We start from the raw sequence: 26,576 nt of genomic DNA, 5'->3' as shown, positions 1-26,576 counted from the left end.
GGTCAGCCGCCGGTGAGCCTCGCCTTCACCAGGGCAGCCACCCGGCCGCCCTCGGCCCGGCCGGCCACGGCGGCCTGCACGGCCTTCATCGCCGGGCCGATCGCCTTCGGCCCGGAGAGGTCCAGCTCGGCGAGCACGCGGTCGATGATGGCGGCCAGCTCGTCGTCGCCGAGCTGGCTAGGCAGGTACTCGCCCAGCACCTCGCCCTCGGCGCGTTCCCGGTCGGCCTGTTCGGCGCGACCGGCCGCGGCGTAGGCGTCGGCCGCCTCCCGTCGCTTCTTCACCTCGCGGGTCAGGACCTGCGAGACCTCCGCGTCGTCGAGGACGCGGGCGGTGGCGCCGGCGACCTCCGCGTCCTTCACGGCGGCCAGCGCCAGCCGGAGAGTGGACGTCCGCAGCTCGTCGCGGGACTTCATCGCGGTGGTCAGGTCGGCGCGGAGCCGCTGGTGCAGCGTGCTCCGTTCCGTGGGGGTGCTCATAGTCAACGAAGCCTATGGTCCGCGGGGGACCTGGTCACGCCTGGCCACGGCGGTGCGACGGCCGGGGTGGCGCCCGGCCACGGCGGACCGGGGGTGAGACTGTGTTGTACGGCCCGAGGCACGCCGCCGCCACGGGAGTGGTCCCTCTGGCGCGGTGGGTCCGCCGGGTCGAATGCGCGGCACGGGGGATGGCGCCGGGGCGCGAGAGGTCGGGGCACGAGAGGCCTGGGCGCGAGAGGTCTGGGCGCGAGGAGGTCGTGGTGGCGGGTGTGGGGGCGCCGAGGCGCCGGGTGGCGCGCGGGGCCGCGGGGCTCGCGGCATCGGTCGCGGTGGTCGGGGCGGGCGCGCTCGCCTACGGCTCGCTGTACGAGCGCAACGCCTACACGCTGCGTCGGCTGTCGATCCCCGCGCTTGCCGCCGGCTCGCGACCGCTGCGCGTGCTGCACCTGTCCGACCTGCACGTCACGGCGCGCCAGCGGGACAAGCTCGCGTGGTTGGCCGAGCTGGCCCGGCTGCTGCCGGACCTGGTCGCCCTCACCGGTGACGTGCTCTGCGCCGAGGACGCCCGCGAGCCGCTGCTCACCGCGCTGGCGCCGCTGTACTCGTTCCCGGGTGTGTTCGTCCCGGGGAACAACGACTACTTCGTCCCCACGCTGCGCAGTCCGCACCGGTACCTGCGCGGCGATGCGCCGGCCGAGCCGTCCGGCGTCCCGCTGGACTGGGCGGGCCTCGCCAAGGACCTGACCGCGGCGAGCGGCTGGACGGAGCTCACCAACACCCGGGCCGTACTCGCGGCCGGCGGCCGCCGGATCGACGTGCGCGGGGTCGACGACGCCCGGCTGCGCCGCGACCGGCCCGACCTCGTGGCCGGGCCCGCGGAGCCCGGCACGCAGCTCGCGCTCGGCCTGTCGCACACGCCGGAGCCGCGGGTGCTCGACGCCTTCACCGCCGACGGCGTCGGCCTCATCCTGTCGGGTCACACCCACGGCGGCCAGATCCGGCTGCCGGGAATCGGGGCACTGGTGAGCAACTGCGGGCTCGACCGATCCCGGGTCCGCGGGCTGTCCCGCCACGCGACCGCCGCGGGAGCGTCCTGGCTGCACGTGTCCCCGGGCCTGGGGACCTCGCCCTTCGCCCCGGTGCGCCTCGGCTGCCGCCCCGAGGCGACCCTGCTCTGCCTGACCGCGGTCCCGTCTGCCTGACCGCGGTCCCGTCTGCGTGACCGCCGGCCGAACCCGTGACCACCCCCTGCCCTGAACCACCGCTCCGTCGGGTATGCTTCATCTCGGTCGCGGGGTGTGGCGCAGCTTGGTAGCGCGCTTCGTTCGGGACGAAGAGGTCGTGGGTTCGAATCCCGCCACCCCGACCACGCAAAGCCCTGGTCTCAGGCTCCTACGGGAGGGCCGGACCAGGGCTTTCGTCGTCTCTGGGCTCGCCACTGAAGCGATCACCCCTGGCCTGCTCCACCGATGGCCCGTGGGCAGGGCGAGGTAGCGTCGCGCTGTGAGTCCGATTCGTGAGGTGCTCGCCCGGGTCTACGTCGAATCGCTGGACGACGTGCTGCCCCTCTACCAGCGACTGGCTTCGGACGAGCCCACGCGCCGCTTCCGCTTTCGCGACGTCGAGCTGGCGTGGGTCGGGCCTTTCCTCCTGGTGGCGGGGACGCCCGCCGCGCTGGCGCCGTTGCGCAACCGGGCCGCGACCGTGCTGGTCGATGACCTCGACGCTGTCGCCGCGACGATCGTCTCGGCAGGCGGCGCGCTGCTTGAAGGGCCCGGCGAGTCACCCAACGGATCCCGACTGATCGCCGAGCATCCCGACGGGACGGTGTTCGAGTACCTGCACATCGTGACCTAGCCGCGGTGTCGGACGGGTACCGGCGCCGTGGTCGGCGACCGCGCCACTCCGCGGCGACCGCGCCACTCCGCGGCGACCGCGCCACTCCGCGGCGACCGCGCCACTCCGCGGCGACCGCGCCACTCCGCGGCGACCGCGCCACTCCGCGGCGACCGCGCCGCTGGGAGGCGGGCGGCACGAGGTTCGCGTGGCGCGGCTCGACGGAACACCAAGATCGTCGAACTGGCCCGCGCGGGCGTCGGTCGGGACGCACCCTCGTCGGCACCTGACGCGTTGCGGCCGGTGCGGGTTGTTTTCGTGGCCGGCCGGTCATGGCGCGGTCCCGGGAGCCGGGTGCTCTACCGTGTACCCAAGTACTTCCCGGGCTCATGATCGATCATTGACCCGGCTACGTTAAGATCGCACGATGGAAAAGGGGAAGCGGGAGACTGTGGCCAAATACCGTCGAGTGGTCGTAAAACTAAGCGGCCGGGCGATCGCCGGTTCCGCCGAATTCGGCTTTGATTCGAATGCGCTGGAACATCTCGCCCGGGAAATCATCGCGGTGCGTCAGTCCGGGGTCGAGGTGGCGATCGTCGTCGGCGGTGGAAATCTCTTCCGCGGCAACCAGTCGGACCGGTGGGGGATCGATCGGGTCGAGGCCGACAACATCGGGATGCTCGGCACGGTCATCAACAGCCTGCTGCTGCGGGGCAAGCTGACCGCCCTCGGGGAGGACAACCTGCGGGTGATGACGGCGGTCCCGGTCCCGGCGGTGGCCGAGCCCTATATCCGGCTGCGGGCCGTGCACCTGCTGGAGAAGGGGGCGACGGTCATTCTCGCCTGCGGGAACGGTCAGCCCTTCCTCACCACCGACTACCCGGCGGTGCAGCGCGCGCTGGAGCTGGGCGCGGACGCGGTGCTCGCCGCCAAGGACGGCGTCGACGGCGTCTACGACAGCGACCCGAAGATCAACCCGGACGCTCAGCGCTTCTCCCACCTCAGCTACGACGAGGTGATCAGCAGGGGGCTGCGGGTCATGGATCAGTCGGCATTCATTCTTGCCCGCGACTTCGGTATCCCGCTGCACATCTTCGNCATCGAGCAGCAGGGTGCGATGACGGCGATCTGTCGCGGCGAACATCGGGGGACCGTCATCGACACCACGGGTGGGAAGTCGGGTTCCGCGGCGCTGGCGAGTTCCGCCGAAACGGTGGTGTGAGCCGCGCCGCGCCACCGGTCGGTGAAGTTCTCGGCACTCGCCGCCCGCCGACGCCGGGGGTTGTACTCCCGCCGCGGTGGGTTGACGGTACGCCGCGCAGTTGTTGTCTTTTCGGTAAAGGCGAGGCCCGATTTGATGCTATGACGCGTCTTTTGTCGGGATCTGACCGGCTAGCCAGGCCGGGCCGGTACCGACACGTGGCCGGTACCGGCGCCGGGCTCAGCGGCGGTGGATCGCCAGGGGTGGATCAGAAGCAGGAGTAGGTGGTGCTCGGGGAGGTGTCCGTGGTCGACATGCCGTCCGCGGTGCCGGTGGTCACGGTCTTGAACTGCGCCTGACCGTTGAAGCTGCAGGGCACCGAGGTGCCCTCGCCGATGCCGCTGCCGCCCCAGTACGACTTCTTGACCGGGTCCCCGACGGACATCCACTGCCCGTTCGCGTACTTCCGCAACTGGTTGCTGATCTGCATGTTGCCCGAGTACCGGGGGTCGCAGGTGATCCCACCGTTCGCGAAGATCGTCGAGCCGCCGGTGGGCGGCCAGGCGGTGACGGTGCAGCCGGTGGACTGAATCGGGGTGGATGCGTCGGCGGGGATGGCGCCGAACAGGCCGGCCGCCACGGCGCCGGTCGCGCCGACGGCTGCGGTCCGCAGTGCTGCGCGGGTGCTGGGCACGATTTCCTCCAGGTGGGGGATGGGCGGTGGGGGATCGGGATGGGCGGTGCGGGTTCAGGCTGGTGCCGCGCCGAAGGAGTAGACCGGCCGCGGCGGAGGCCCGAAGAAGGTGCTGATGGTCTCCAGGCGCGGCCGCTCGGTGAAGGTGACGACGTCGAGGCCCGCCAGCACGATCTGTCCGATGCTGTTGCGCAGTCCCCACTCCCAGCGGGCGCGACGGTGGTGCACGTCGACCCCGCTGGTGCGCACCGGCCGATGCCCCGGGTAGGGCGCGAGGAACTCGCCGATGAGATCGGCGAACTCGATGATGCCGGCGGCCTCGCCCAGCGGGTTGGCGTAGGTCACCGCGGGGACGCAGCAGTCGGCGAGCAGTTCGTCGCGCCGGGACACCGCGGGTTCCGCCCAGGCGGCGTAGAGGCCGTCGGCCAGGGCCGCGAGCCGTTCGGCCGTGGCGGCGTCGCTGCCCGCGCCGACGCTGTGTGCGTCGTGTCGCGCGGCGGGCTGGGTGCTCATGGGGTGAACCTCCGCCGGGCCTCGGCTCGTTGCAGCTTTCCGGAGGGGGTCTTCGGCACCGAGCCCGGCTCGAGCACCAGCACCGCGTGCGGGGTCACCCCGAGCGCGGCGCGGACCTTCTCGGCGACGGCGCTCCTCAGCGCGGCGGGATCGGCCCCACGGGTCTCGACGGCCACGGCGAGCCCCTCCCCGCCGAGATGGCCGGGACGCGGGTAGGGGAAGGCGACGATGTTGCCCGCGCGGGCACCCTCGGCGCGGGCCGCAGCCCGCTCCACCTCCTCGGGGTAGATGTTGCGGCCGCCGAGGATGATGACGTCCTTGCGGCGACCGCAGACGACCAGTTCGCCGCCGGTGAGGTAGCCGAGGTCGCCGGTGGCCAGCCACCCGTCGCGGGCGCGCAGGGCCGCCGCCGACTCGGGATCGTCATGGTAGGAGGCGGTCACCGAGGTGCCGCGGACCTGGACCTCGCCGACCTTCCGCTCGGGCCGGATCCCGCCCGAGTCCGGATCGACCACGCGGACCGACAGGCCGGGGATCGGCTCCCCGAGCAGCGCCAGCCGTCTCGTGCGCACCGCGGGCACCGCCGGCTCGGCGGGCTCAGCGGGCTCGGGGGACTCGGCGGGCCCGGCGGGCTCGGGGGACACCAGGCGCGCGGCCGGCTCGGGGGGCACGAACCGGGCCGTGCCCGCGGCCAGGGCGTCCGCGTCCACCGTGTCGTAGCGCGGCCCACGCCCCACGGCGGAGAACGTGACCGCGACCGTGGCCTCCGCGAGCCCGTAGGCGGGTGTGAAGGAGGCCGGATGGAAGCCGTGACCGCCGGCGGCGTCGAGGAAGTCGTCGACGACCGCGGGATCGATCGGCTCCCCGCCGCACAGCGCGTAGGCCAGGCAGGAGAGGTCCAGCCGGGGGCCGGTGCGCAGCAGCCGGGCCGCGACGGCGTAGGCGGAGCCGGGTCCGACCGTGTTGGTGGCGCGATGGTGGGAGACGAGCTGCATCCAGCTCGCCGGCCTCGCCAGGTAGTCGGCGGGTGAGGACAGCAGCGTGTCGCAGCGGCCGCACGCCATCGGCAGGATGAACCCGCCGATGAGCCCCATGTCGTGGGACAGCGGCAGCCAGGACAGCATCCGGCCGTGCACGGCCTCGTGGCTGGTCGCCACCCGGATGCCCTCGATGTTCGCCGCCAGGTTGCCGTGGCTGATCCGGGCGATCTTCGGTGCGCCGGTGGTGCCGCTGGTCAGCTGCAGGATCGCGGGGGCGTCGGCGGTCAGCAGGGGCGGGCGCCACGGCGCCGCAGGCGGGTCGCCGACCGCCTCGGCCAGCGGGATCACCCGCCCGGCCCCGCCGGACAGCGCCGGCACCGCGTCCCCCCACGGCGCGCCGACCAGCACGAGCGGCTCACCGAGCGAGTCGAACCGGTCGCGGGTGTCGGCGAGGTAGCGGGCCAGGTCGACGGTGCGGGCGGGGGTGGGGGCCATGGTGAGGCTACCGCCGGCGAGCCAGGTCGCCATCGCGGCGGTGATCGTCTCCCGCGACGTGTCGGCAAGGATGACCACCGGCCGGCCCGGCCCGACCCCGTGCGACTGCAGGCCCGCGGCGACGCGTCGGGCGTCCCCGTAGAGCTCGGCCCAGCCGACCCGCCGTCCGCCGTCCGGCGCGAGGAAGGTCACCGTGTTCGGACCGGTGCTGGCACGCCTCATGCGATCCAGCAGATAAACCATTGTCGACGCCCTCTCCGGCGGACGATCCCGTTATCGGGCGTCGCCGTCCGTGCTGTCCCGGTAGACGGCGAGAATGAGACGGTCCCAGTAGCGACCGCGATAGAAGTCGTGCCGGCGCAGCCGCCCCTCGAGTTCGAGTGCGCCGCCGGCCGATTTTTCCCGATCGGCCCCCGCGAACTGCGGGTAGTTGAACTCGGGCACCTCGAAATACAGCTTTCGGAACGGCCAGATGTCGAAGACGTAACGCACGAACAGGTCCAGTGCCTCGACGGCCAGACCCGACCCGGTGTAGTCGGCCGAGATCGCCGCGCCGACGTAGGCGTACCCCAGGGTGAACTCCGGGTTGTAGCAGATCGCGTGGCCGACCGGCCGGGCCGTCTCGATCGACTCGATCACGAACTGGGTCAGGACGCCCTGCCACAGCTCCTGCTCGAACTGCGGATACGACGGCACCGAGCCCCGGTAGCGCCAGCGAAAGCCGATCTCCGGGGTGACCGCGAGCTCGTACAGGAACGGCGTCGACGCCGGCAGCACCGGCATCAGCCGCAGAAACCGCCCGGCGAACCGCGGCGGTGGCAGCGCGAGCGAGCCGGCGGCCGCGGACGCTGCTGCTGCGGCGGCGGCACCGGCCATCCCCGGCCCGGCCATCCCCGGCCCGGCGAGGCCCGGCCCGGCGAGGCCCGCGGGCCCGTCGAGCGACGCTGCGCCGACGCCGATCCCGGCCGGTACGGCGCTCACTGCCGATGCGGCGGGGAGCGGCTGGGAGTCCGCGGCGGGCGGGCCGGCCCGATAACGGTGGTAGAGCTCGCCGACGGTCTCGATTTCCAGCCAGTTCGCCTCGGAGAGGTCGACTCCGAGCTCGATCACGTACAGGCAGAGTTCCAGAAGCCGGAAGGAATCCAGCCCGAGGTCTTCATGGAGCCGGCTGCCGCCGGCGATCGCCGAATCAGCGAGACCCATTTTCCGGGCAATAAGCTGCTCGAATTCGTCTTGTCGGAGCATGCTACCTGTTCTGCGTGCGCGAAAGACGGAATCAAGGATGGACTATTTCGGGCAGTTCGGACATTGGTGACGTTAGCAAACGAGCCGAAGGGCCGCAAAGCCGGATAACCCGTTTCGGCTAGCGCGCCTGCGTCACGCGGCGGTCAGTAGGAGCGGGCGATCAGGCAGACCAGGTCGTCGGGGTCGCCGCCGGCGGGCGGGATCTCGCCGTCGGGCGTCTGCAGGCAGCGGACGGTCAGGGCGTCCTCGGCGAGGCGTGCCTCGCCCTCCTCGCCCACGAGGCGCCACGGGATCCGGGCGAAGCCGGTCTGCGCCGCCTGCGCGGCGTCGGCGACCGTGGTGACGTCCGCCGTTCGGCTCTCGCGCAATGCCAGGGCCTCGGCGTGCAGGCCGGCCTGCACCTCGTCGAGCAGCGCCGGAACCCGGGCGGCCGCCTCCGCCAGCGGCACCGGCGCCTTCGCCGAGGTGTCCCGGCGGACCAGGGTCACGTTCCCGGCGGCCAGGTCGCGCGGGCCGACCTCGACCCGCACCGGGATGCCCTTGATCTCGGCGTCGGTGACCCGGCGGCCAAAGGACAGCCCCGGGCGGGCGTCGACCTGCACCCGCAGCCCGGCGTCGGTGAGCGCCGCGCCGATCTCGCGGGCCTTCGCGACGACGGTCTCGTCGTCGCGCACCGGGAGCACCACGACCTGGGTCGGGGCGAGCCGGGGCGGGATGCGCAGGCCGTTGTCGTCGCCGTGCGCCATGATCAGGCCGCCGACCATCCGGGTCGAGCTACCCCAGGACGTCGTCCAGGCCAGGTGCTTCGCGCCGTCCGCGCCGAGGAAGTCGATGTCGAAGGCCCGGGCGAAGTTCTGCCCCAACTCATGGCTGGTCGCCATCTGCAGGGCCTTGCCGTCGCCCATCATGCCCTCGCAGGTCATGGTGTTCGTGGCGCCGGCGAAGCGCTCCTTGCGGGTCTTCGTGCCGATGAACACCGGGATGGCGAGCACATCGGTGAGGAAGTCGCGGTAGACCTCCAGGGCGATCCGGCGGGCGTAGGCGGCGGCCTCGGCCTCGTCGACGTGCGCGGTGTGCCCCTCCTGCCAGAGGAACTCGCTGCTGCGCAGGAACAGTCGGGGGCGTAGCTCCCAGCGGACCACATTGGCCCACTGGTTGAGCAGCAGCGGCAGGTCGCGGTAGCTCTGGGTCCACTTGGCCAGGTACTCGCCGATGATGGTCTCGCTGGTCGGCCGCACGACGACCGGCTCCTCGAGCTCCTTACCGCCGCCGATGGTGACCACGGCGAGCTCGGGACTGAAGCCCTCGACGTGCTCGGCCTCCCGGCGCAGGTAGCTCTCCGGGATGAACAGCGGGAAGTAGGCGTTGACGGCGCCTGCGGCCTTGATCCGGGCGTCCACGTCGGCCTGCATACGTTCCCAGATCGCGTAGCCGTACGGTCGGATGACCATGGTTCCGCGGACGGGGCCGTTGTCGGCCAGCTCGGCCTTCGCGAGCACGTCCTGGTACCAGCGCGGGAAGTCGGTCGCACGGGAGGTGAGTACAGCCACCTCGCCACGATATTGCCTGTGCCGGGCCGCGGGGCCATCGGGACGGGGGGCTGGGCGCGGCGTGGCACCGCAGAGGTGCCGCTCGGGGTGCCCGCGCCGGCGCGCGGGCGGGCGGCCCCGATCGGGCCGGGTCAGCGGTGACGCAGGCCTCGGCTGTGCTCCAGTGGGTCGGCGCCCGGCTCCGGCCGCCCGTCGCGGCTGACCTCCTGGAACACCAGGGAGACGTCGACGTCCCCGTGGTGGCTGACCAGACAGGCCGTGGGCGGGACGAGGATCATGGCCGTGGTCAGGTCGGCCGCGGTGGCTCCCGGCGCCAGGACCAGCTCGTGCCGGATCGCCAGGCCGTCGTGGACGGTGACCACCTCGGCGAGGGAGCCGGGCCGGCCGCCGGTGATCGGCCGGGGCTCCGGTAGGAGATCGTCGTTGTCGACGGTGTTCATCTTCTGGCCGTCCTCCTGTATGCGTGTCGGTTCCGAGGCGCGTCACGTGCGGCCGGCGGGCCTGGCGGGCGTCGGGCTCTTCTCTGGACCGGGACAACTTCGCTACGTCGCCTCGATGTTTCTCATTGCTACCATCGTGCGGAATCGTCCTCCGCGATCGAACTTTCAGGTTTCGACTGGATGCTGTCAGCTACGTCGATGTTGCTTATAAGCAAAGCACGGGAACGGGTGGAACGCCACCGGCGATCTCCGGGCAGAACGGACGTCCGGTGACTGTGGGCGCAAGTCCTGATCATCTGCGTAGCGCTGCGTGCGGGTTGGCCGCTTCGCCGGCTCCGTCCCACTGCGTCGCCGGGCGCAGTGGGCCGGGTCGGGCATGACGCGCGCGGATGAACATTCGGTATCAGCGGCGCAAGATTCCCGAGCGGCTCGATGTCGTTCGATGACGTCGAAAAGCCGGCATCCGGGCTTCGGGCCGGCCGGCGCGGCGACGCTCGGGCGGCCGGGCCATCCTCCAGCTCGGGCCGCCGACCGTCCCGGCGCCCACGCCTTCTTGTCGTCGACTTGTCCGACGGTTGTCCCGGAGTTCGCAGGCGTAGAGGTGGTGGACGGTGGCCGGCGATGGCGTCGGTCCGACATGATCGGCCGCCGGGGGCGCCGGCTGTTGGTGACAGTGCGCTTAGAGTTCAGTACGCGGTGTTCTGGAGTGGTGGCAACCGGTCCGGTCAACAGGCCATAAATCGTCCGACATAGATGTGTTCCGGTTGGTGACGGGTTGGCGTATGCGCTTGTTCATCTTTCGTTCACTCCGGATCGCTTCGATTCTCGCCGGCACCCCAGTCCGGGGGGCGGACGACAGTGCGCGCCATGAACGGCGCGGGGACGAAGGGTTGCTTGTGATCCGAGGCAAGCGTCAGGCCGCCGTCGGGGCCGCGATGGTGGCACTGCTCACCGTGGCGGCGTGCGGAACTGACGACAACAACGACTCCGGCGGCGCGGGCGCGGCGCCGTCGAGTAAGGCGAGCACGATCTCGTGTGCGAAGGGGTCCATCACGGGCTCCGGCTCGTCCGCGCAGAAGAACGCGATCGACGAGTGGGTCAAGGCCTACCAGAACGCGTGCTCCGGCGCGACGATCAACTACCAGTCGACGGGTTCCTCGACCGGTCGGCAGCAGTTCATCAGCAAGCAGGTCGCCTTCGCCGGTTCGGACTCCGCGCTGAAGGACCAGCAGAAGACCGACGCGGACGCGCGCTGCACCGGCGGTGCCGCGGTCGACCTGCCGATGGCCGTCGGCCCGGTGGCGCTGATGTACCACGTGTCCGGCGTCAACGGCCTGCAGCTGTCTGCCCAGACCCTGGCGAAGATCTTCGCTGGCAAGATCACCAAGTGGAACGACCCGGCCATCAAGGCCGAGAACAGCGCCGCCTCGCTGCCGGACGCCACGATCGCCTCGGTGCACCGCTCCGACGGCTCCGGCACGACGGACAACTTCACCAAGTTCCTCAAGGGCGCGGGCGGCGCCGACTGGACCTTCGACTCCGGCTCGGACTGGAAGGCTCCTGGCGGCCAGGGCGCCAAGGGCAGTGACGGCGTCACCTCGACCGTGAAGTCCACGGAGAACTCCATCGGCTACGCCGAGCTGTCCTACGCGGAGAACGCCGGGCTGTCGACCGTCNAGGTCAAGAACGCCGCCGGCGAGTACATCGAGCCGAGCACGGACGGTGCCTCCCTGGGCCTGAGCACCGCCAAGGTCGCCGATGGCGACGACCTGAAGCTGACCTTCGACTACGCCACCGCGACGAAGGGCGCCTACCCGGTCTACCTGGTCACCTACGAGATCGCCTGCACCAAGGGTCTCTCGGCCGACCAGGCCGCGCTGGTCAAGTCCTTCCTGACCTACACCGCCTCGGACGCCGCTCAGTCCTCGATCGGCGACCTCGGCTACGCGCCGCTGCCGGACGCGGTCGCGACGAAGGTCCGCGCGGTCATCGGCAAGCTGGCCTGACCCGCAGCCTGTCCGATCGCACAGCTCACGCAGCACGGCCGCCCCGAGCCGCCCGGACCATGACGGTCCGGGGCCGGCCGGGGCGGCCCGCACGACCCGACCGGCCCGGCCGGTGCCCGCGGTGGGGTGAACAACCCACCGCGGCTTCGTCGATGTACGGCGGCCGCGGCACCCACGTCCCGCCGCGCGTGCCGCGTCCGGGACCTTGATCGCCAAGCCCCGCTCGGGCACCAAGGAGAGGACCATGACGACGGAGCCGGACAGCTCGGCGGACGCCGCCGAGCCGCGGGGGGCCGCCACGGCGACGGCCCCGCCGGAAGACCCACCGCCGGCCGGCGGGCCCGCGGTCGCGGCCGCGGGCAAGGCGCGGGTCGGGGCGGCCGACCTGATCTTCAAGAACCTCACCCGCACGGCCGGCCTCGGCCTGCTGGCGCTGATCGCCGTGATCGCGATCTTCCTGGTGCTGCGCGCCACCCACGCCCTCAACGCCAACACCGGGAACTTCCTCACCACCGAGGAGTGGTTCCCCAACGCCACCCCGCCGAAGTTCGGGGTGGCCGCGACCCTGTACGGCACGGTCGTCTCGGCGGCGGTCGCGATGATCATCGCGGTGCCGGTGGCAGTCGGGATCGCGCTGTTCATCACCGTGTACGCGCCCCGGCAGCTCTCGTCCGTCCTCGGCTACATCGTCGACCTGCTCGCCGCCGTGCCGAGCGTCGTCTACGGACTGTGGGGCCTGATCGTCCTCGCGCCGCACATGAAGGGCATCCAGCTCTGGCTGAACGACTACTTCGGCTGGATCCCGCTGTTCAGCGGCGACTCGGTGGGGCGTTCGCTCTTCGTCGCCTCCGTGGTTCTGGCAATCATGATCCTGCCGATCGTGGCCGCCCTGTCCCGTGAGGTCTTCCTCCAGGTGCCGATCGCGCACCGCGAGGCGGCCCTGGCCCTCGGCGCGACCCGGTGGGAGATGATCAGGGTCGCGGTGCTGCCCTACGGCAAGCCCGGGGTGATCAGCGCGTCGATGCTGGGTCTCGGCCGGGCGATGGGCGAGACGATCGCGGTCGCGCTGGTCCTGCCCGCCTCGTTCAACATCTCCGCGCACCTCCTCTCGCCCGCCGGCAACACGATCGCCGCGAACGTGGCGAACGGCTGGGGCGAGGCCAACGACATCGGCCGCGGCGCGCTCATCGCCTCCGGCCTGGTGCTGTTCATCGTCACGATGATCGTGAACATCATCGCGCGGGCCATCGTCGCGCGCCGCCGCGAGTTCTCCGGGAGCTCCGCATGAGCACCGCGACCGTGTCCGGACCGGACATCGACAGTGACCCAGACCGCCTACGCCTGCGCGGGCAGACCCTGCCGCGCTGGGCGCCGCTCGCCGTCGCCGCCGGCGCGGTGGTCGTGTCCCTGCTGATCTACCTGCTCACGCCGGTCGACAGCGAGATCCAGATCGTGCTGATGGCCGCGCTCCTCTTCGTGATCGCGACGACCGTTGTCTCGACGGTCGTCGAGGGCGGGCGCCGGGCGCGGGACCGGTTCGCGACGACACTCGTCTACACCGCGTTCCTGCTCGCCGTGATCCCGCTGGTCGCGGTGCTGGTCAGCGTGATCAGCAAGGGGGCCGGTCGGCTCGACGCCGGCTTCTTCACCCACTCGATGAACGGCATCGGCGCCCGGGACGTGGGCGGCGGCATCTACCACGCCATCATCGGCACGGTGGAGCAGGTGCTGCTCGCCAGCGTGCTGGCGGTGCCGTTCGGCCTGCTCGTGGCGATCTACCTGGTGGAGTACGGCCGCGGCCGGATCAGCCGGGTGATCAGCTTCTTCGTCGACGTGCTCACCGGCCTGCCGTCGATCATCGCGGGTCTGTTCATCCTGGCGTTCTGGGTGNTCGCTCTCGACCAGGGCTTCTCCGGGTTCGCGGGCGCGCTCGCGCTGGCCGTGCTGATGATCCCGACGGTCGTGCGCTCCGCCGAGGAGATGCTCAAGCTGGTTCCCAACGAGCTGCGCGAGGCCGGGTACGCGCTCGGCGTGCCGCAGTGGCGGACCATCCTGCGGGTGGTCGTGCCCACCGCGCTGCCCGGGATCGTGACCGGCGTCATGCTCGCGGTGGCCCGGGTGGCAGGCGAGACCGCCCCGGTGCTGCTTACCGTCTTCGGCACGAACCTCATCAACTCGAACCCGTTCTCGGGCGAGCAGTCGTCCCTGCCGCTGTACATCTACTCCCAGGCCGGCCAGCCGCAGCAGTTCGCGGTCGACCGGGCGTGGGCGGCCGCCCTGGTGCTGATCATCATCATCATGGTGCTGAACCTCGTCGCCCGGCTGTTCGCCGGACGCAACCGGTTGAAATGACCCGGACCCGGGCCGGTGGCGCCGCCACCGACGTCGCCGCCGCCGGCCCGTACCGTCCCGCGTTCCCGTACCGTCCCGCGTTCCCGTACCGTCCCGCGTTCCCGTCCGACATCGAACAGCGTCCAGACAGATCGTGAGTCGAGGTTGCCATGGCCACCCGCATCGACGTAACCGGGCTGACGGCGTACTACGGCAAGTTCAAGGCCGTAGCCGACGTGAACCTGACCATCGAACCGAAGAACGTCACCGCATTCATCGGGCCGTCCGGGTGCGGAAAGTCGACGGTGCTGCGCACCCTCAACCGGATGCACGAGGTGCTTCCCGGCGCCCGCGTCGAGGGGAAGGTGCTGCTCGACGGCGAGGACCTCTACGGGGCCGGCACGGACCCGGTGAACGTCCGCCGCACCGTGGGGATGGTCTTCCAGCGGCCGAACCCGTTCCCCACCATGTCCATCTACGAGAACGTGATCGCCGGCCTGAAGCTCAACGGCGTGCGCAAGAAGGCGCTGCTCGACGAGCGGGTCGAGGAGTCGCTGCGCGGCGCGAACCTCTGGGAGGAGGTCAAGGACCGGCTCGGCCGGCCCGGCGCCGGCCTGTCCGGCGGCCAGCAGCAGCGGCTGTGCATCGCGCGGGCGATCGCCGTCGAGCCCCAGGTGCTGCTCATGGACGAGCCCTGCTCGGCACTCGACCCGATCTCCACGCTGGCCATCGAGGACCTGATCACGAAGCTGAAGTCGAGCTTCACGATCGTCATCGTCACCCACAACATGCAGCAGGCGTCGCGGGTCAGTGACGCCACCGCGTTCTTCTCTCTGGAGAAGACCGGAGACCCCGGCCGCCTCGTCGAGTTCGACAAGACCTCGAAGATCTTCAGCAACCCGACGGAGAAGCGGACCGAGGACTACGTCTCCGGGCGGTTCGGCTGACGCCGGCGGAAGTTCACGGTCAGGACAGGCGGATGCTCCCGGTACGGCGTGAGTCCGCTCAACCGGGGGGTGCCGACCGTGGTCCGGTGGCCGGACGGAACGGGGCTGCGGCACAGGTCAGGTCGGCTGGTCGGCCCTCGCTGCTGATCGCGGACTCCGAGGTCGACGACGGCATGCTGGACGCCATCGCCGGTGGTGGGGTCGAGGTGAGCGTGGTGGCCGACGGCGCGCAGGCCCTGCTGGAAATCGGTCTCCAGCAGCCCGCCGCCCTGCTGATCAGCGCTCGGTTGCCGGTCGTCGACGGGGTCACCGTCGTGCGGACGGTCCGCAGCGTGCCCGGGCACGACGACGTGCCGATCCTGCTCGCGGTCGGTCCCGACGACCGGCCGGCCGCCGCGGCCGGCCTGGACGCGGGCGCGAGCGCCTGCGTGGGCAAGCCGTACCGCGTGCCCGAGGTGCTGGCGATGGTCGGCGTGATCGGGACGGGGCGCCCTGGCCCGCAGTCGCCCCGGCCGGCGGAGGATGACGTCCTGCGCGGCGGCCCGGTGCTGCTGGACCGGGCGGCCCACGAGGTCCGCCTCGACGGCGCGGTCGTGTCGGTCCCGCCTCGGGAGTTCCGGCTGCTCGCGCTGCTGCTGGAGCAGGCCGGACGGGTCGTTCCGCGGGAGACCCTGCTGCGGGAGGTCTGGGGCTCGGCGCACACCGAGACCAACACGCTCGCCGTGCACGTGCGCCGGCTGCGCCGCCGCCTCGGCGAGGCCGCCGGCGAGCCGACGATCATCGAGAGCATCCGCGGGGTCGGCTACCGGTTCCGTGCCGCGCCCGACCCCACCGCCTGACCGAACCTCACATGCTGGACCCTGCGCCTGCCTGACCCTGCGTCTGCCTGACTCCGCGTCTGCTCGACCTCGCGCCTGCTCGACCTCGCGCCGCCGGGTCAGCTCGGCAGGGCGTAGACGCCGGGGGCGACGCGGACGACCAGGCCGTCGTCGATCAGCCCGGCCAGCGCCCGGTCCCGCTGGACCGGGTCGTCCCAGACCTGATCGAGGAGGTCCTGGCCGACCGCCTGCTCGGCGTCGCGCAGGACGGCCAGCAGCCGCCCGCGGACCTGGCGGTCCGTGCCGGCGTAGCCCTGCGGCCGGCGCGTGGGGCCGGTCCCGGCCGGACTGCCCGCCCTCACCCAGGCGCAGCGGTGCAGCAGCGGGCAGGCGGCGCAGCGGGGGGTACGGGCCACGCAGACCAGCGCCCCGAGCTCCATCAGCGCGGCGCTGGTCATGGCGGCGGTCTCGGGGTCGGTCGGCAGCAGCTCGGCGACGGCGGCCAGATCGCGGCGGCTGACGGTGGCCGGATGGTCCGCCCGGCCCTCCACGGCGCGGGCGAACAGGCGGCGCACGTTCACGTCGACGACCGGGTGGCGCTGACGGAAGGCGAACGCGGCGACCGCCCGGGCCGTGTAGGTCCCGATCCCGGGCAGGGCCAGCAGCGCGTCGAGGTCCGCCGGGATCTCGCCGCCGTGCCGCTCGACGACGGCCGCCGCGGCCTGGTGCAGCCGCAGCGCCCGGCGTGGGTAGCCCAGCCGGCCCCAGGCCCGCACGGCCTCGCCGGCGGGCTGCGCGGCAAGCGCGGCCGGGGTCGGCCACCGGTCCAGCCAGGCCTGCCAGACCGGCAGCACGCGGGTGACCGGGGTCTGCTGCAGCATGACCTCGCTGACCAGGACCGCCCACGGCGTCGTCCCGGGACGCCGCCAGGGCAGATCCCGGGCGGCGGCGGCGAACCAGTCGAGCACCAGCCCGGCGAGCGTCTCAGGCCCGGCCGATGCCGTGGCCGTGGCTGGGGTCGATGCCGTGGCCAGGGCCGATGCCGTGGCCACGGGCGGGAAAGCGGGCGCGGTCCGCGGTGCGCTGGTCATCCCCGCCATCGTGCCAGGCCGGCGGGGGGCGGCCGCGGGACGGGTGGTCAGACGTAGCGTTCGAGGATGCTCGACTCGGCCAGCCGTGACAGGCCCTCGCGCACGGCGCGGGCCCTGGTCTCGCCGACACCGTCGACCGCCTGCAGGTCGTCGACCCCGGCGGCGAGCAGCTTCTGCAGCGTGCCGAAGTGGTCGACGAGCCGGTCGACCACCATCCGCGGCAGCCTGGGGACCTTCGCCAGCATGCGGTAGCCCCGTGGGCTGATCTGCCGATCCAGGATGTCCGCCCCGCCGGAGAAGCCGATCACCCGGGCGAGCACGGTGAGGTCGAGCAGGTCGGTCGGCGACATCGCGGACAGCTCGCTGAGGACCTGCGCGGCCGACCCGGCCTTCGACCCGGCGGGCAGATAGTCGCGCACGGTGAGTTCGCGCTCCGTCTCGACGCCGGCCATCAGCTCCTCGAGCTGCAGCGACAGCAGCCGCCCATCGGTGCCGAGCTCGACGACGTAGCCCTCGATCTCGTCCGCGATGCGGCGCACCATCTCCAGCCGCTGGCTGACCGAGATCGCNTCCCGGACCGTGACGAGATCCTCGATCTCCAGCGCGGACAGTGTGCCCGCGACCTCGTCGAGGCGGAGCTTGTAGCGCTCCAGGGTGGCCAGCGCCTGGTTCGCCCGGGACAGGATCGCGGCCGAGCCGTCGAGCACGTAGCGCCGCCCGGCGACGTAGAGCGCGATGATGTGCATCGACTGGCTGACCGAGATGACGGGGTACTCGGTCTGCTTGGCGACCCGCTCGGCGGTGCGGTGGCGGGTACCGGACTCCTCGGTGGGCACCGTCGGGTCCGGCACGAGATGCACTGCGGCGCGCACGATCCGCTGCAGGTCCGAGGACAGCACGATCGCGCCGTCCATCTTGGCCAGCTCCCGCAGCCGGGTGGCCGAGAACTCGACGTCGAGCTCGAAGCCGCCGGTGCACAAACCCTCGACGACCTTGTCGTGGCCGAGCACAATCAGCGCCCCGGTATGCCCGCGAAGGATGCGCTCCAAGCCGTCGCGGAATGGAGTTCCGGGGGCGACCGCGGCCAGTGTCGCCCGGAAGATGTCGTCTCCGGGTGGTCCCGCCATCAGGCTCCCTCAGCTCCTCGGCTCCCCGCTGTCTGCCACCTCTGCCACTTCTGCCGCGATGCTATCGGGGCGACCGGAGTCGGTGCGGTCCAGCTCTTCATGGGGTAACGAAATTACTCAAAACAGACATATTTCTTGTTACGCTTCATGCATTCGGGTTATGGCGCCGATCAGATCGGGCACCTCGGTGACTTTCATGCCCTCGGGCCCGGGCCCGGCACCCGTGGGCACGAGCGCCCGGCGAAATCCCAGCCGGGCCGCCGCGGCGAGCCGCTGGCGGACGGCACCCACGGCCCGCACCTCCCCGGCCAGCCCCACCTCCCCGACTGCGACGAGATCGGCTGGCAGCGGCCGGTCCCGCGCCGCGCTCACGACCGCGAGCGCCGTCGCCAGATCCGCCGCGGGTTCGGCGAGGCGCACCCCGCCGACGGTCGCGGCGTAGACGTCGGCCTTACCGAACCGGACCTTCGCCCGGCGCTCGACCACGGCGAGGATCATCGCCACCCGGGCCGGGTCCAGCCCGGACACCGCCCGTCGTGGCACCTGGGCGGACGTCTCGGCGACGAGGGCCTGCACCTCCGCGACGAGCGGCCGGCGGCCCTCCACCGTCACGGTGACGCACGTCCCCGGCACCGCCTCCAGGCCGCCCGCCCCCGAACGGGACAGAAACAGCCCGCTGGGATCGGCGATCCCGTGGATGCCGGAGTCGCTCATCTCGAAACAGCCGACCTCGTCGGCGGGGCCGTACCGGTTCTTGCCCGCCCGCACGAGGCGAAGCGCGGAGTGCCGCTCACCCTCGAAATGCAGGACCACGTCCACCAGATGTTCCAACAGGCGGGGCCCGGCCACCAGGCCATCCTTTGTCACATGGCCGACAAGCACCGTCGCGAGGCCGAGTGCCTTCGCCGTGCGGATCAGCGCGGCGGTGACCTCGCGCACCTGGGTGACGCCGCCGGCCGCCCCCTCCACCCCGGCAGCGGAGATCGTCTGCACCGAGTCGACCACCAGCAGAGCCGGCGAGACCTCCTCGACGTGGCGCAGCACGGCGCCGAGATCCGTCTCGGCGGCGATCCACAGATCCTCGTGGAGCGCGCCCGTCCGCCCCGCGCGCAGCCGCACCTGCGCGGCCGACTCCTCGCCGGTGACGACGAGGGCCCGGGCCCCGCCGGCCGCGCTGCGGGCGGCCACCTCCAGCAGCAGCGTGGACTTGCCGACGCCCGGCTCACCGGCGAGCAGGATCACCGCGCCGGGGACGAGACCACCGCCGAGCACCCGGTCCAGTTCGTCGATGCCCGTGGGCCGGCGGCGAGCCGCCGTGACGTCGACGGACACCACCGGCTGCGCCGGCGCCGTGACCTCCGTGGCCGTGATCGCCCGCCCGGCACCGCCGAGACCCGAGGTCCGGCGCGGCGCAGGCGCCTGGGCCTCCAGCGTCCCCCACTCCTGGCAGCGCGGGCAGCGCCCGGCCCAGCGGACGGACTCCGCCCCGCAGCCGCTGCACCGGAACCCGCCCGACGCCGTTCGACCGGACGCGCGACCGCCGGCCGCCGGCCGAGTGGATGTCATGGGCGCCACGTTAACCGGCCGGTCCGACATGTCGGAGCCAGCCGCGCGTGGGGGCGCCCACAGGTGTCGTGTGACCAGGACCGGAGCCGACGACGCCGTCCCAGCCGCAATCGGCGCCCAGAGCCCCTGCCGGGCTGGCGCCGCCGGTGCCCTGGACCGGTGCCCTGGACCGGTGCCCTGGACCGGTGCCCTGGTGCGCCGGCCCTGGTCCGCCGGCGCCCAGGTCGGTGTTCATCCCGGCCACCGGACGGTCAGCAGTTACAGGAGGTTGTTGGCGTTCCGCCGGCCCACGACCGTCGTCAAGCTCCTGCAGTTCCCGGCGCAACTAAGTGGGGCCGACGGGCTGATGGCCCACGAGGGAGCACGGCCGGGAGCTGCGGCATGGTCCCGCGGAACCTCGGGAGCGCCCATCCGGGTCCAGAGCGCCACGGTCCCGCGGAACCTCGGAATCGCCGATCCGGGTCCAGGGCGGCACGGCTGCGCGCTCGCCACGCTGATGCCCGGCCGTCGGCTGCCACGAGCACTGCCCGCGGTGCGGCAGCCGGGCCGGGCCCGGCCTCGGCGGGCTCAGCCCGCGGTCGCGGTGGCGGTGGCCGTCGGGGTGGGGGTGCCGGCGGCCGGGGTGGCGGTGCCGGCGGCCGGAGTGGCGGTATGGGCGGAGAGAGAGGCGCCGGCGCTCGGCGAGGCCGAGCCGGTGGCGGGCGTCTGCGTGCTCGTGGTGGCCTCGGTCGGGGCACCGGAGGCACCGGGAGCGGCCGGCTCCACCGGCACGTCCAGAGTCACGCTGCCGGCCTTCGCGAAGGTGAAGGTGATCGGGAGCTGGGAGCCGATCAGCAGGTTGCGCTGCACGCCCCGCAGGGTGGGTGCGTCGGCGTCCGCGATGAAGATCTGGCCGCCGCCGGGGGCGAGCTGCGCCGACTTCGGCGGCTGGCCGCCGCCGGCCTCCGGCGAGGACACCGAGACGAGGGTGTCCGGCTCGCCGCCCCCGTTGAAGAACGCCGACACGATCGGCGCGGAATCACCCTGGGACACGGGCCCGGCGACATAGACGTTACGCAAAGTGATGGAACCTACGGACCCCGCGACGCTGTTGGTCGTGGTCCGCGCGAGGTTCGTCAACGCGTCGTTGCCGGAGGCGCAGCTCGCCAGGCCGGCCGAACCGATCACCGAGGCCAGCAGGGCGACGCCCACCCGGCGGGAGGTCATCCGCCGCCGCAATGCTGAGCGCGGCGCGGCGTCGTCGCGGGGTGCGGCGGCGGGCGTCGCCTCGGCGACGGCGGTGACTGACGGGAAACGGGCACCCGGACGGCGGCTCACAGCTCGGTGGCTCCTCCTGCACAAGACCGGCGCGTTGGGCGGCGCCGGTGCTGGTCGACGGCCGTCGCGTGGACGGCCACCCGGCGGCGCGCCCCGGCGCCGGTAGTCGGACCCGGCGTGCAGGGGTCACCCCCGGTGCCCGGAGGACCTGCCGCCGACGGCCGGTGTCGAGTGGCCATCCACGGAGGTCTCCGTGCGGGGCTAACACTAGCCACCCGGCGGCGCCACGTGCCCAGGCCGCCGGCCCCGGCCAGCCCGCGTGGGCCGGTGGGCGGCGCGTGCCGGGACGGTGCCCGGGCGCCGGCAGCCGGGCTGACCGGCCCGACAGGCCACGAAGGGCCGGTCGGGGACGTGGGCAGTGTCACGCCGCGCACCCGGCCGGCCCGCGGGCGAGCCGGCCGCGGCCGGTGCCGGGGCCGGGCCGGCGGACCGCGCCGCCGCCCGGCCGGTCGCCACCGTGTCGGCGCGCGAGCGGGGTCTGTCCGCGCTACGTTCGCCTGGCGGTTGACGCTCGGGCGCGCAGCCAACGTCCGTCGACCTGTCGCCTGTTTTACCTGGTAGGGCTGTTCGTGTCGGTGCGCGGCGAAGTGCGATCGGCGCGTGGATCCGGGTCGGGCGGTGTCCGCCGTCGCGAACGGTGGCCGGAAGGCTCCGCCGGGCCCCTCGGCTTGGCGTTGCGGCCCTTGCGCTTGCAGCGCGCGTCTGACCTGCGGCGATGCGTGCGTGTTACGCTGGTAGAGGCGGAAGGGGCACGTGACACATGGCGTTCCAAGTCGGCGAGACCGTTGTTTACCCGCATCATGGTGCTGCTCTGATTGACGCGATAGAAACCCGCGTCATCAAGGGCGAGGAAAGACTCTATCTCGTGCTGAAGGTCGCTCAGGGCGATCTGACTGTCCGGGTGCCGGCCGACAACGTCGGCATGGTCGGGGTGCGCGACGTCGTCGGGCAGGATGGGCTGGAACGGGTGTTCGAGGTGCTCCGGGCACCCCACACCGAGGAGCCCACCAACTGGTCCCGGCGGTACAAGGCAAATCTCGAAAAGCTCGCCTCCGGCGACGTGAACAAGGTTGCCGAGGTCGTCCGCGATCTCTGGCGCCGTGATCGCGAGCGCGGTCTTTCTGCGGGTGAGAAGCGGATGTTGAGCAAGGCGCGACAAATCCTCGTCAGTGAGCTCGCGCTCGCGGAGGGCACCAACGAGGACAAGGCCGAGGCGATGCTCGACGAGGTTCTCGCCGGCTGATCCAGGCCTTGTCGGCCCGGTCGTAATAGATCGGGTGTCGGCCGGTTCATTCGGTCGGCGTGAAACTACCGGAATATGATTTCCGGCCGGGAGGTCGGCCCCTCCGGACGCCCTGTCGTCCGGCGGGCCGGGTTCGCTGGCCGGCGTGGTCCGATGGCGGCGCTCGCACCCATCCGGCTGCGCACGCCCGATCGGCGTACCGGTCGGCCGGCTCGCATCCGGTCGGCCGGATAGGCCATGCTCTCGTGGTGGATGGCACACGGGAGGTCTGGTGATGGGCGAAGGTCTCCAGTCGCGGGCGAGCGGCCCGCGGGTCGCGGCGATCGTGCCGGCTGCCGGCCGCGGCGAGCGGCTGGGCGGGGGTACCCCGAAGGCTCTGCGAGCCCTGGGCGGTAGGCCCATGCTGGTGCGTTCGATCGAGGCGCTGCGGCGTTCGGAGTCGGTGACGCAGATCGTCGTGGCGGCACCGCCGACTCTGGTCGAGGTCGTGGCTCAACTGCTCGGGCGGGACGTGCGCGTGATCGCGGGCGGCGCGGAGCGGGTGGATTCGGTCCGCCGGGCCCTGCGCGCGATCGACGAGGACGTCTCCGTCGTCCTCGTCCACGACGCGGCCAGGCCGTTGACTCCGCCTGCGCTCGTTGACGCGGTCGCCGCGGCAGTGCTGGCCGGTCATCCGGCGGTGATCCCCGTGCTCGGCCTGACGGACACCGTCAAGGAGGTCGGCCCGGACGGCCGGGTGATCCGCACCCCGCCCCGCGACCGGCTGCGGGCGGTGCAGACCCCGCAGGGATTCCGGCGTGACGTGCTCACCGCCGCGTATGCCCTGCAGGACATTCCGGCGACGGACGACGCCGGCCTGGTGGAGGCTCTCGGGGTGCCGGTGACGACCATCCCCGGCGCTCAGGAGGCGTTCAAGGTGACCCAACCGCCCGATCTCGTACTCGCCGAGGCGTTGCTTGCCCGCTGCGCCCCGGGCGACCCCCGCGCGGCTGCGGACCCCCGCGGTGGGACCGACCCCCGCGGTGGGACCGACCCGCGCGGTGGCGCGGACGTGCGCGCTGGCTCGGATGTCCGGAGCCTCGGGTGAGCCCGGACACGCCCCAGCCGGCGGATGGCGGCGTGGCGCCCACCGACCGCCCGGCGCCGGCCTCGAGCGCGGTGACGACCGCGGTGCTGCCGCGCGTGGGCATCGGCGTCGACGTGCACCCGTTCGCGGCCGGTCGGCCGTGCTGGGTTGCCTGCCTGGAGTGGCCGGGAGAGACGGGCCTCGCCGGGCACTCGGACGGGGACGTCGCCGCGCACGCGACCTGTGACGCATTGCTCACCGCGTCGTGTCTCGGCGATCTGGGGAAGGTGTTCGGCACCGACCGGCCGGAGTACGCGGGGGCGTCCGGTGCGGTCCTGCTGGCCGAGACGGCCCGGTTGCTCGCCGTCGGTGGCTGGGTGATCGGGAACGTGTCGGTGCAGGTCATCGGCAACCGCCCGCGGATGGCGGCGCGCCGTGAGCAGGCCCAGGCGGCGATGTCCGCGGCCCTGGGCGCCTCGGTGAGCCTGTCGGCGACGACCACCGACGGGCTCGGCCTGACCGGCCGGGGTGAGGGGCTCGCGGCGATCGCCACGGCCCTGGTCGTGCGCGCCTGAGCTCCGGCCGCGTCCGAGCGGGTATGCCGATCCGTCATCGCTCGGTAGTGTGCCGGCGGTGAATGAAAGGCTGAGCCGTCGTTGGCCGCTCCCCGAGGAGCCCGAGGAGTGTGATGGCTGGTCGCCTTCCCGAGCCGGTGCGGGCCCTCGCGGACGCGCGGACCTACGTCGTCCTGGCCACGGTCCAGGCCGACGGCTCGCCGCGGATGACCGTGCTCTGGGTGGATCGTGACGAGGACGAGCTGCTGCTGTCCACGGCGCGCGGACGTGCGAAGGAACGGGACATCGCCCGTGATCCGCGGGTCGGGCTGATGTTCCTCGACCAGGACGACCCCTACTCGTACGTCGAGGTGCGCGGCACGGCCACGCTCACCGAGCAGGGGGGCCGGGAGCTGATCGACCGGCTGTCGCTGAAGTACACCGGTGACATCTACCGGTGGGACGATCCGGGCGAGGTCCGGCTCGTCATCCGGGTCGTGGCCGACCGGGTGCTGACGGTCGGCTGACACGGGCTGCGTACCCGCCGCCGGGGCCGGAGCCGTACCCTTGACAGATGGGTCTCCACCTCTACGACACGCGCAGGCGGCGCGTGCGGCCATTTGAGCCGCTGCGCCCCGGTCACGTGGGCGTCTACGTGTGTGGACCCACCGTGCAGTCGCCGCCGCACGTGGGCCACGTCCGCACGGCCCTGCCGTTCGACCTTCTGCGCCGGTGGCTGGTGCAGTCCGGGCACGAGGTGACGCTCGTCCAGAACGTGACCGACATCGACGACAAGATCATCATCAATGCGGACCGGGACGGCACCTCGGTCTGGGAGCTCGCCACCCGTCAGACCCGTGCCTTCGACGACGCCTATCGCACGATCGGCATCCTGCCGCCGACGATCCAGCCGCGCGCGACGGGACACATCCCGGAGATGATCGCGCTGATCTCCGCGCTGATCGCCGGCGGCCACGCCTACGCCGGCGCGGGCTCGGTCTGGTTTCGGGTCGGTTCCTTCGCCGAGTACGGGGTCCTGTCCCACCAGCGGCCGGACGCCATGCTGCCCTCGGCGGAGTCGGAGCCCGGCAAGGCCGATCCGCGGGACTTCGCGCTGTGGAAGGCCGCCCGGCCCGGCGAGCCGTTCTGGTCCTCGCCCTGGGGCGACGGTCGTCCCGGCTGGCACCTGGAGTGCTCGGCGATGGCCGGCAAGTACCTCGGCCCGGCCTTCGACATCCATGGCGGCGGGCTCGACCTGGTCTTCCCGCACCACGAGAACGAGCGGGCGCAGACGGTCTGCGCGGCGGGCGGCGCCGGCGGTGGCGCGGCCGGCGAGATGGCCCGGTACTGGATGCACGTCGGGCTGCTGACCACCGGCGGCACGAAGATGTCGAAGTCGCTCGGGAACTCGGTGCTCGTCGCCGACGCCCTCGATGTCGTCCGCCCCCAGGTACTGCGCTATCACCTGTTGTCGGCGCACTACCGCTCGACGCTCGAGTACACCCCGGAGGCGCTGGGCGAGTCGGCCGCCGCGCACGACCGGGTGGAGACCTTCGTCCGCAACGCGCTGGACATCCTCGGCGGCCCGGGTGAGGCGGCGGCCCTGGCGGCCGACGACGGCCCGGCTGCGGCGGGGGCTGGGCGAAGGGGACGGACCGCCCGGGGCGGGCCCGGTAGCGAGGCCGTGGGCGGCACGGCGGGGGACGCCGAGGCGGGGCTGACCCCGCAGCGGGTGTGGGCGGACTTCGCGGCGGCCATGGACGACGATCTCGCGGTCGGCCGCGCGCTCGCGGCCGTCTTCGGCGCGGTCGGCCAGGGCAACCAGGTGCTGTCGAAGGCGCACAGCCGCAAGCTGGCGGGCTGGGTCGACGTCACCCGCCGGATGCTCGGCGTTCTCGGGCTCGACCCGCACGAGCAGTGGCCCTCCGCCGGCGCCGAGCTGCGGCCCGCGCTCGACGGGGTCATGCAGATCGCGCTGGATCTGCGCTCGGCGGCGCGGGCACGGAAGGACTACGCGGAGGCCGACTCGATCCGCTCGCGGCTCGCGGCCGCCGGTCTCATCGTCGAGGACACCCCCGAAGGGCAGCGCTGGTACCTGGCCTGAGTCCGCCCGGCGGCGGCCCCGCAGTCGTGGGGCTGCCGCCCGGCCAGGCCCCCGGCCACGACGGCGCGCGCTGGTTGTCGGCCGGTCGCACCACCCGGGCAGATGACGACTCCGCGCGACGTTCGGCGCCGGCCCGACTTCCGGGCCGGCGCCGGTCGATCAGCGGGCGCGCAGCGTGATGCGTGTCCAGGCACCCAGGTAGACGCGGTCGCCGTCCCGGAGCGGGACGGGCTGCCCGGGTTCGATCGGGTCCGGCTCGTCGTTGAGTCGGGTGCCGTTGGTCGAGCCGGGGTCGCGCACGGCGTAGCCGCCGTCGGGGAGCTGCTCGAACAACGCGTGGCTGCGCGAGATGCCCGGATCCTCCGGCGCGCCGGACAGGTCGATGTCCGGGTGGATGCCACGCGACTCGCTGCGCCGGCCGACGAGCATCTGCGCGCCGGCGAGCGCGAAGACGCGGCGCGGGTAGAAGGTCGGGAACGGCACCCGGTGGTCGTCGCCGCTGTCGTAGTACTCGCGCTCCGCCTCGACGATGGCCTCCCAGACGGTGGCCCCCGTCGGGGGACGGTCGCGGTCCCACCCGCCGGCGCCGCGCGGGTCGTCGGCGATCGGATCGCGCCGGCCGCCCCGTCCGGCGTCGTGGCGCGGGTCGCCGAGGTCGGGGTCGCTCAGCCGCGGGTCGTCGAGCCGCGGATCGCCTCCGGGTCGGGCGTAGCGGGGATCGGTGGTGTGCCGCGGATCCCCGCTGCGGCCAGGCAGGCTCCGCTCGGGCGCCCCCGCGGGCGCCGCGCCCGGGTCGAGGCCCAGCGGATCGGCCTCATAGCCGTACCCGTCGTCACGCCGGCTGCGGCGGTGGGTGTCGGACTCGCGGTCCAGGTCCTCGCCGTAGCCACCCGCCCCGCGGCCCTCCCGGGCCGGCGGGTACCCGCCGCGGTCGGCGTCGGGGTAGCCGGCGGGGGCGCGGTCGTCGCGTCCG

Annotated in this window: 23 protein-coding genes, 1 tRNA gene and 6 pseudogenes; 17 read left to right on the top strand and 13 right to left on the bottom strand. The window is 72.8% G+C overall.

Features of this window, described 5'->3' with window-relative positions:
• Nucleotides 1-2: 2 nt before the first annotated feature.
• Nucleotides 3-479 (bottom strand): GatB/YqeY domain-containing protein, encoded by a 477-nt coding sequence (locus UK82_RS09985; RefSeq protein ID WP_044883899.1) that lies wholly within the window; start codon nt 477-479, stop codon nt 3-5.
• 269 nt (nt 480-748) lie between these two features.
• Here UK82_RS09985 and UK82_RS09980 point away from each other — a divergent pair, with 269 nt between their 5' ends.
• The 5 genes and pseudogenes from UK82_RS09980 to pyrH (UK82_RS41440) all read left to right on the top strand — a co-directional run.
• Nucleotides 749-1,681, top strand: coding sequence for a metallophosphoesterase (locus UK82_RS09980; protein ID WP_055406956.1), 933 nt, complete (start codon nt 749-751; stop codon nt 1,679-1,681).
• A gap of 90 nt (nt 1,682-1,771) precedes the next feature.
• Nucleotides 1,772-1,848: transfer RNA gene (locus UK82_RS09975), tRNA-Pro, on the top strand.
• A 134-nt stretch (nt 1,849-1,982) separates the two neighbouring features.
• Nucleotides 1,983-2,336: a hypothetical protein gene (locus UK82_RS09970; protein ID WP_055406955.1), complete on the top strand. Its 354-nt coding sequence runs from the start codon at nt 1,983-1,985 to the stop codon at nt 2,334-2,336.
• Between the two features lie 406 nt (nt 2,337-2,742).
• Nucleotides 2,743-3,412 (top strand): annotated as a pseudogene (gene pyrH / locus UK82_RS09965) (UMP kinase); the annotation flags it as partial.
• A gap of 1 nt (nt 3,413) precedes the next feature.
• Nucleotides 3,414-3,537, top strand: a pseudogene (gene pyrH, locus UK82_RS41440) (UMP kinase); the annotation flags it as partial.
• Nucleotides 3,538-3,784: 247 nt separating this feature from the next.
• Here the strand turns inward: pyrH (UK82_RS41440) and UK82_RS09960 are convergent.
• The 6 genes from UK82_RS09960 to UK82_RS09935 all read right to left on the bottom strand — a co-directional run bounded on the left by UK82_RS09960 (nt 3,785) and on the right by UK82_RS09935 (nt 9,433).
• Nucleotides 3,785-4,210 (bottom strand): hypothetical protein, encoded by a 426-nt coding sequence (locus UK82_RS09960; RefSeq protein ID WP_044883894.1) that lies wholly within the window; start codon nt 4,208-4,210, stop codon nt 3,785-3,787.
• Nucleotides 4,211-4,264: 54 nt separating this feature from the next.
• On the bottom strand, nt 4,265-4,723 hold the full coding sequence (locus tag UK82_RS09955) for a hypothetical protein (RefSeq protein ID WP_044883893.1): 459 nt from the start codon (nt 4,721-4,723) through the stop codon (nt 4,265-4,267).
• Complete coding sequence (locus UK82_RS09950; protein ID WP_055406953.1) at nt 4,720-6,441, bottom strand: long-chain-fatty-acid--CoA ligase; 1,722 nt, start codon at nt 6,439-6,441, stop codon at nt 4,720-4,722. The genes UK82_RS09955 and UK82_RS09950 overlap by 4 nt, the downstream gene beginning before the upstream one ends.
• A 30-nt stretch (nt 6,442-6,471) precedes the next feature.
• Nucleotides 6,472-7,401: an acetyltransferase gene (locus UK82_RS09945; protein ID WP_313949800.1), complete on the bottom strand. Its 930-nt coding sequence runs from the start codon at nt 7,399-7,401 to the stop codon at nt 6,472-6,474.
• A gap of 185 nt (nt 7,402-7,586) precedes the next feature.
• Complete coding sequence (proS, locus tag UK82_RS09940) at nt 7,587-8,993, bottom strand: proline--tRNA ligase (protein WP_044883890.1); 1,407 nt, start codon at nt 8,991-8,993, stop codon at nt 7,587-7,589.
• A gap of 131 nt (nt 8,994-9,124) precedes the next feature.
• Nucleotides 9,125-9,433, bottom strand: a complete 309-nt coding sequence (locus UK82_RS09935; RefSeq protein WP_044883889.1) for a hypothetical protein — start codon at nt 9,431-9,433, stop codon at nt 9,125-9,127.
• A gap of 935 nt (nt 9,434-10,368) precedes the next feature.
• Here UK82_RS09935 and pstS point away from each other — a divergent pair.
• From pstS to UK82_RS09910, 7 genes and pseudogenes are all read left to right on the top strand, one after another.
• Nucleotides 10,369-11,109, top strand: a pseudogene (pstS, locus tag UK82_RS09930) (phosphate ABC transporter substrate-binding protein PstS); the annotation flags it as partial.
• Nucleotide 11,110: 1 nt separating this feature from the next.
• Nucleotides 11,111-11,439 (top strand): annotated as a pseudogene (locus UK82_RS36920) (substrate-binding domain-containing protein); the annotation flags it as partial.
• A gap of 244 nt (nt 11,440-11,683) precedes the next feature.
• Nucleotides 11,684-12,727, top strand: a complete 1,044-nt coding sequence (gene pstC, locus UK82_RS09925) for a phosphate ABC transporter permease subunit PstC (protein WP_044883888.1) — start codon at nt 11,684-11,686, stop codon at nt 12,725-12,727.
• Nucleotides 12,724-13,329: pseudogene (locus UK82_RS36915) on the top strand (phosphate ABC transporter, permease protein PstA); the annotation flags it as partial. The gene pstC and the pseudogene UK82_RS36915, both read left to right, overlap by 4 nt.
• A 1-nt stretch (nt 13,330) precedes the next feature.
• Nucleotides 13,331-13,791: PstA family ABC transporter permease (locus UK82_RS36910; protein ID WP_236705738.1), on the top strand; the 461-nt coding region annotated here is incomplete at its 5' end.
• A gap of 149 nt (nt 13,792-13,940) precedes the next feature.
• Nucleotides 13,941-14,717 (top strand): phosphate ABC transporter ATP-binding protein PstB, encoded by a 777-nt coding sequence (gene pstB, locus UK82_RS09915; RefSeq protein WP_011607572.1) that lies wholly within the window; start codon nt 13,941-13,943, stop codon nt 14,715-14,717.
• Nucleotides 14,718-14,749: 32 nt separating this feature from the next.
• A complete protein-coding gene (locus UK82_RS09910) occupies nt 14,750-15,556 on the top strand; it encodes a response regulator transcription factor (RefSeq protein WP_052680969.1) in 807 nt (268 codons plus the stop codon).
• A gap of 98 nt (nt 15,557-15,654) precedes the next feature.
• On the opposite strand, the gene UK82_RS09905 is transcribed toward UK82_RS09910, so the two are convergent.
• From UK82_RS09905 to UK82_RS09890, 5 genes and pseudogenes are all read right to left on the bottom strand, one after another.
• Nucleotides 15,655-16,635, bottom strand: coding sequence for an A/G-specific adenine glycosylase (locus UK82_RS09905; RefSeq protein WP_044883885.1), 981 nt, complete (start codon nt 16,633-16,635; stop codon nt 15,655-15,657).
• A gap of 38 nt (nt 16,636-16,673) precedes the next feature.
• A pseudogene (gene disA / locus UK82_RS36905) lies at nt 16,674-17,195 on the bottom strand (DNA integrity scanning diadenylate cyclase DisA); the annotation flags it as partial.
• 1 nt (nt 17,196) lies between these two features.
• On the bottom strand, nt 17,197-17,753 hold a 557-nt coding region (disA, locus tag UK82_RS36900; protein ID WP_236705737.1), incomplete at its 3' end, for a DNA integrity scanning diadenylate cyclase DisA.
• 138 nt (nt 17,754-17,891) lie between these two features.
• Entirely contained in the window at nt 17,892-19,349 is a 1,458-nt protein-coding gene (gene radA, locus UK82_RS09895; protein WP_044883884.1) for a DNA repair protein RadA, read from the bottom strand.
• Nucleotides 19,350-19,886: 537 nt separating this feature from the next.
• On the bottom strand, nt 19,887-20,636 hold the full coding sequence (locus UK82_RS09890) for a hypothetical protein (RefSeq protein WP_044883883.1): 750 nt from the start codon (nt 20,634-20,636) through the stop codon (nt 19,887-19,889).
• A gap of 760 nt (nt 20,637-21,396) precedes the next feature.
• On the opposite strand from UK82_RS09890, the gene UK82_RS09885 reads away from it, so the two are divergent.
• The 5 genes from UK82_RS09885 (at nt 21,397) to cysS (ending at nt 25,603) form a co-directional block, all read left to right on the top strand.
• Complete coding sequence (locus tag UK82_RS09885; protein WP_009741775.1) at nt 21,397-21,879, top strand: CarD family transcriptional regulator; 483 nt, start codon at nt 21,397-21,399, stop codon at nt 21,877-21,879.
• A gap of 274 nt (nt 21,880-22,153) precedes the next feature.
• Nucleotides 22,154-22,966, top strand: coding sequence for a 2-C-methyl-D-erythritol 4-phosphate cytidylyltransferase (gene ispD / locus UK82_RS09880; protein ID WP_044883882.1), 813 nt, complete (start codon nt 22,154-22,156; stop codon nt 22,964-22,966).
• A 71-nt stretch (nt 22,967-23,037) separates the two neighbouring features.
• Nucleotides 23,038-23,520, top strand: coding sequence for a 2-C-methyl-D-erythritol 2,4-cyclodiphosphate synthase (ispF, locus tag UK82_RS09875; RefSeq protein WP_011607564.1), 483 nt, complete (start codon nt 23,038-23,040; stop codon nt 23,518-23,520).
• Nucleotides 23,521-23,633: 113 nt separating this feature from the next.
• Nucleotides 23,634-24,026 (top strand): PPOX class F420-dependent oxidoreductase, encoded by a 393-nt coding sequence (locus UK82_RS09870; protein ID WP_041939911.1) that lies wholly within the window; start codon nt 23,634-23,636, stop codon nt 24,024-24,026.
• Between the two features lie 47 nt (nt 24,027-24,073).
• On the top strand, nt 24,074-25,603 hold the full coding sequence (gene cysS / locus UK82_RS09865; protein ID WP_044883881.1) for a cysteine--tRNA ligase: 1,530 nt from the start codon (nt 24,074-24,076) through the stop codon (nt 25,601-25,603).
• 159 nt (nt 25,604-25,762) lie between these two features.
• Here the strand turns inward: cysS and UK82_RS36895 are convergent.
• Nucleotides 25,763-26,576 (bottom strand): FHA domain-containing protein (locus tag UK82_RS36895; RefSeq protein WP_236705736.1); only part of this gene is annotated, 814 nt, incomplete at its 5' end.

The sequence above is a fragment of the Frankia sp. ACN1ag genome, assembly GCF_001414035.1.
GTDB lineage: Bacteria > Actinomycetota > Actinomycetes > Frankiales > Frankiaceae > Frankia > Frankia torreyi.
This window is presented reverse-complemented; position numbering and strand designations above follow the sequence as displayed.

Coding starts and splice junctions, on each gene's coding strand:
- UK82_RS09985 (WP_044883899.1), bottom strand. CDS start 479: ATGAGCACCCCCACGGAACGGAGCACGCTGCACCAGCGGCTCCGCGCC.
- UK82_RS09955 (WP_044883893.1), bottom strand. CDS start 4,723: ATGAGCACCCAGCCCGCCGCGCGACACGACGCACACAGCGTCGGCGCG.
- UK82_RS09950 (WP_055406953.1), bottom strand. CDS start 6,441: ATGGTTTATCTGCTGGATCGCATGAGGCGTGCCAGCACCGGTCCGAAC.
- UK82_RS09945 (WP_313949800.1), bottom strand. CDS start 7,401: ATGGGTCTCGCTGATTCGGCGATCGCCGGCGGCAGCCGGCTCCATGAA.
- UK82_RS09935 (WP_044883889.1), bottom strand. CDS start 9,433: ATGAACACCGTCGACAACGACGATCTCCTACCGGAGCCCCGGCCGATC.
- pstC (WP_044883888.1), top strand. CDS start 11,684: ATGACGACGGAGCCGGACAGCTCGGCGGACGCCGCCGAGCCGCGGGGG.
- pstB (WP_011607572.1), top strand. CDS start 13,941: ATGGCCACCCGCATCGACGTAACCGGGCTGACGGCGTACTACGGCAAG.
- UK82_RS09910 (WP_052680969.1), top strand. CDS start 14,750: ATGCTCCCGGTACGGCGTGAGTCCGCTCAACCGGGGGGTGCCGACCGT.
- UK82_RS09905 (WP_044883885.1), bottom strand. CDS start 16,635: ATGGCGGGGATGACCAGCGCACCGCGGACCGCGCCCGCTTTCCCGCCC.
- radA (WP_044883884.1), bottom strand. CDS start 19,349: ATGTCGGACCGGCCGGTTAACGTGGCGCCCATGACATCCACTCGGCCG.
- UK82_RS09885 (WP_009741775.1), top strand. CDS start 21,397: ATGGCGTTCCAAGTCGGCGAGACCGTTGTTTACCCGCATCATGGTGCT.
- ispD (WP_044883882.1), top strand. CDS start 22,154: ATGGGCGAAGGTCTCCAGTCGCGGGCGAGCGGCCCGCGGGTCGCGGCG.
- UK82_RS09870 (WP_041939911.1), top strand. CDS start 23,634: ATGGCTGGTCGCCTTCCCGAGCCGGTGCGGGCCCTCGCGGACGCGCGG.
- cysS (WP_044883881.1), top strand. CDS start 24,074: ATGGGTCTCCACCTCTACGACACGCGCAGGCGGCGCGTGCGGCCATTT.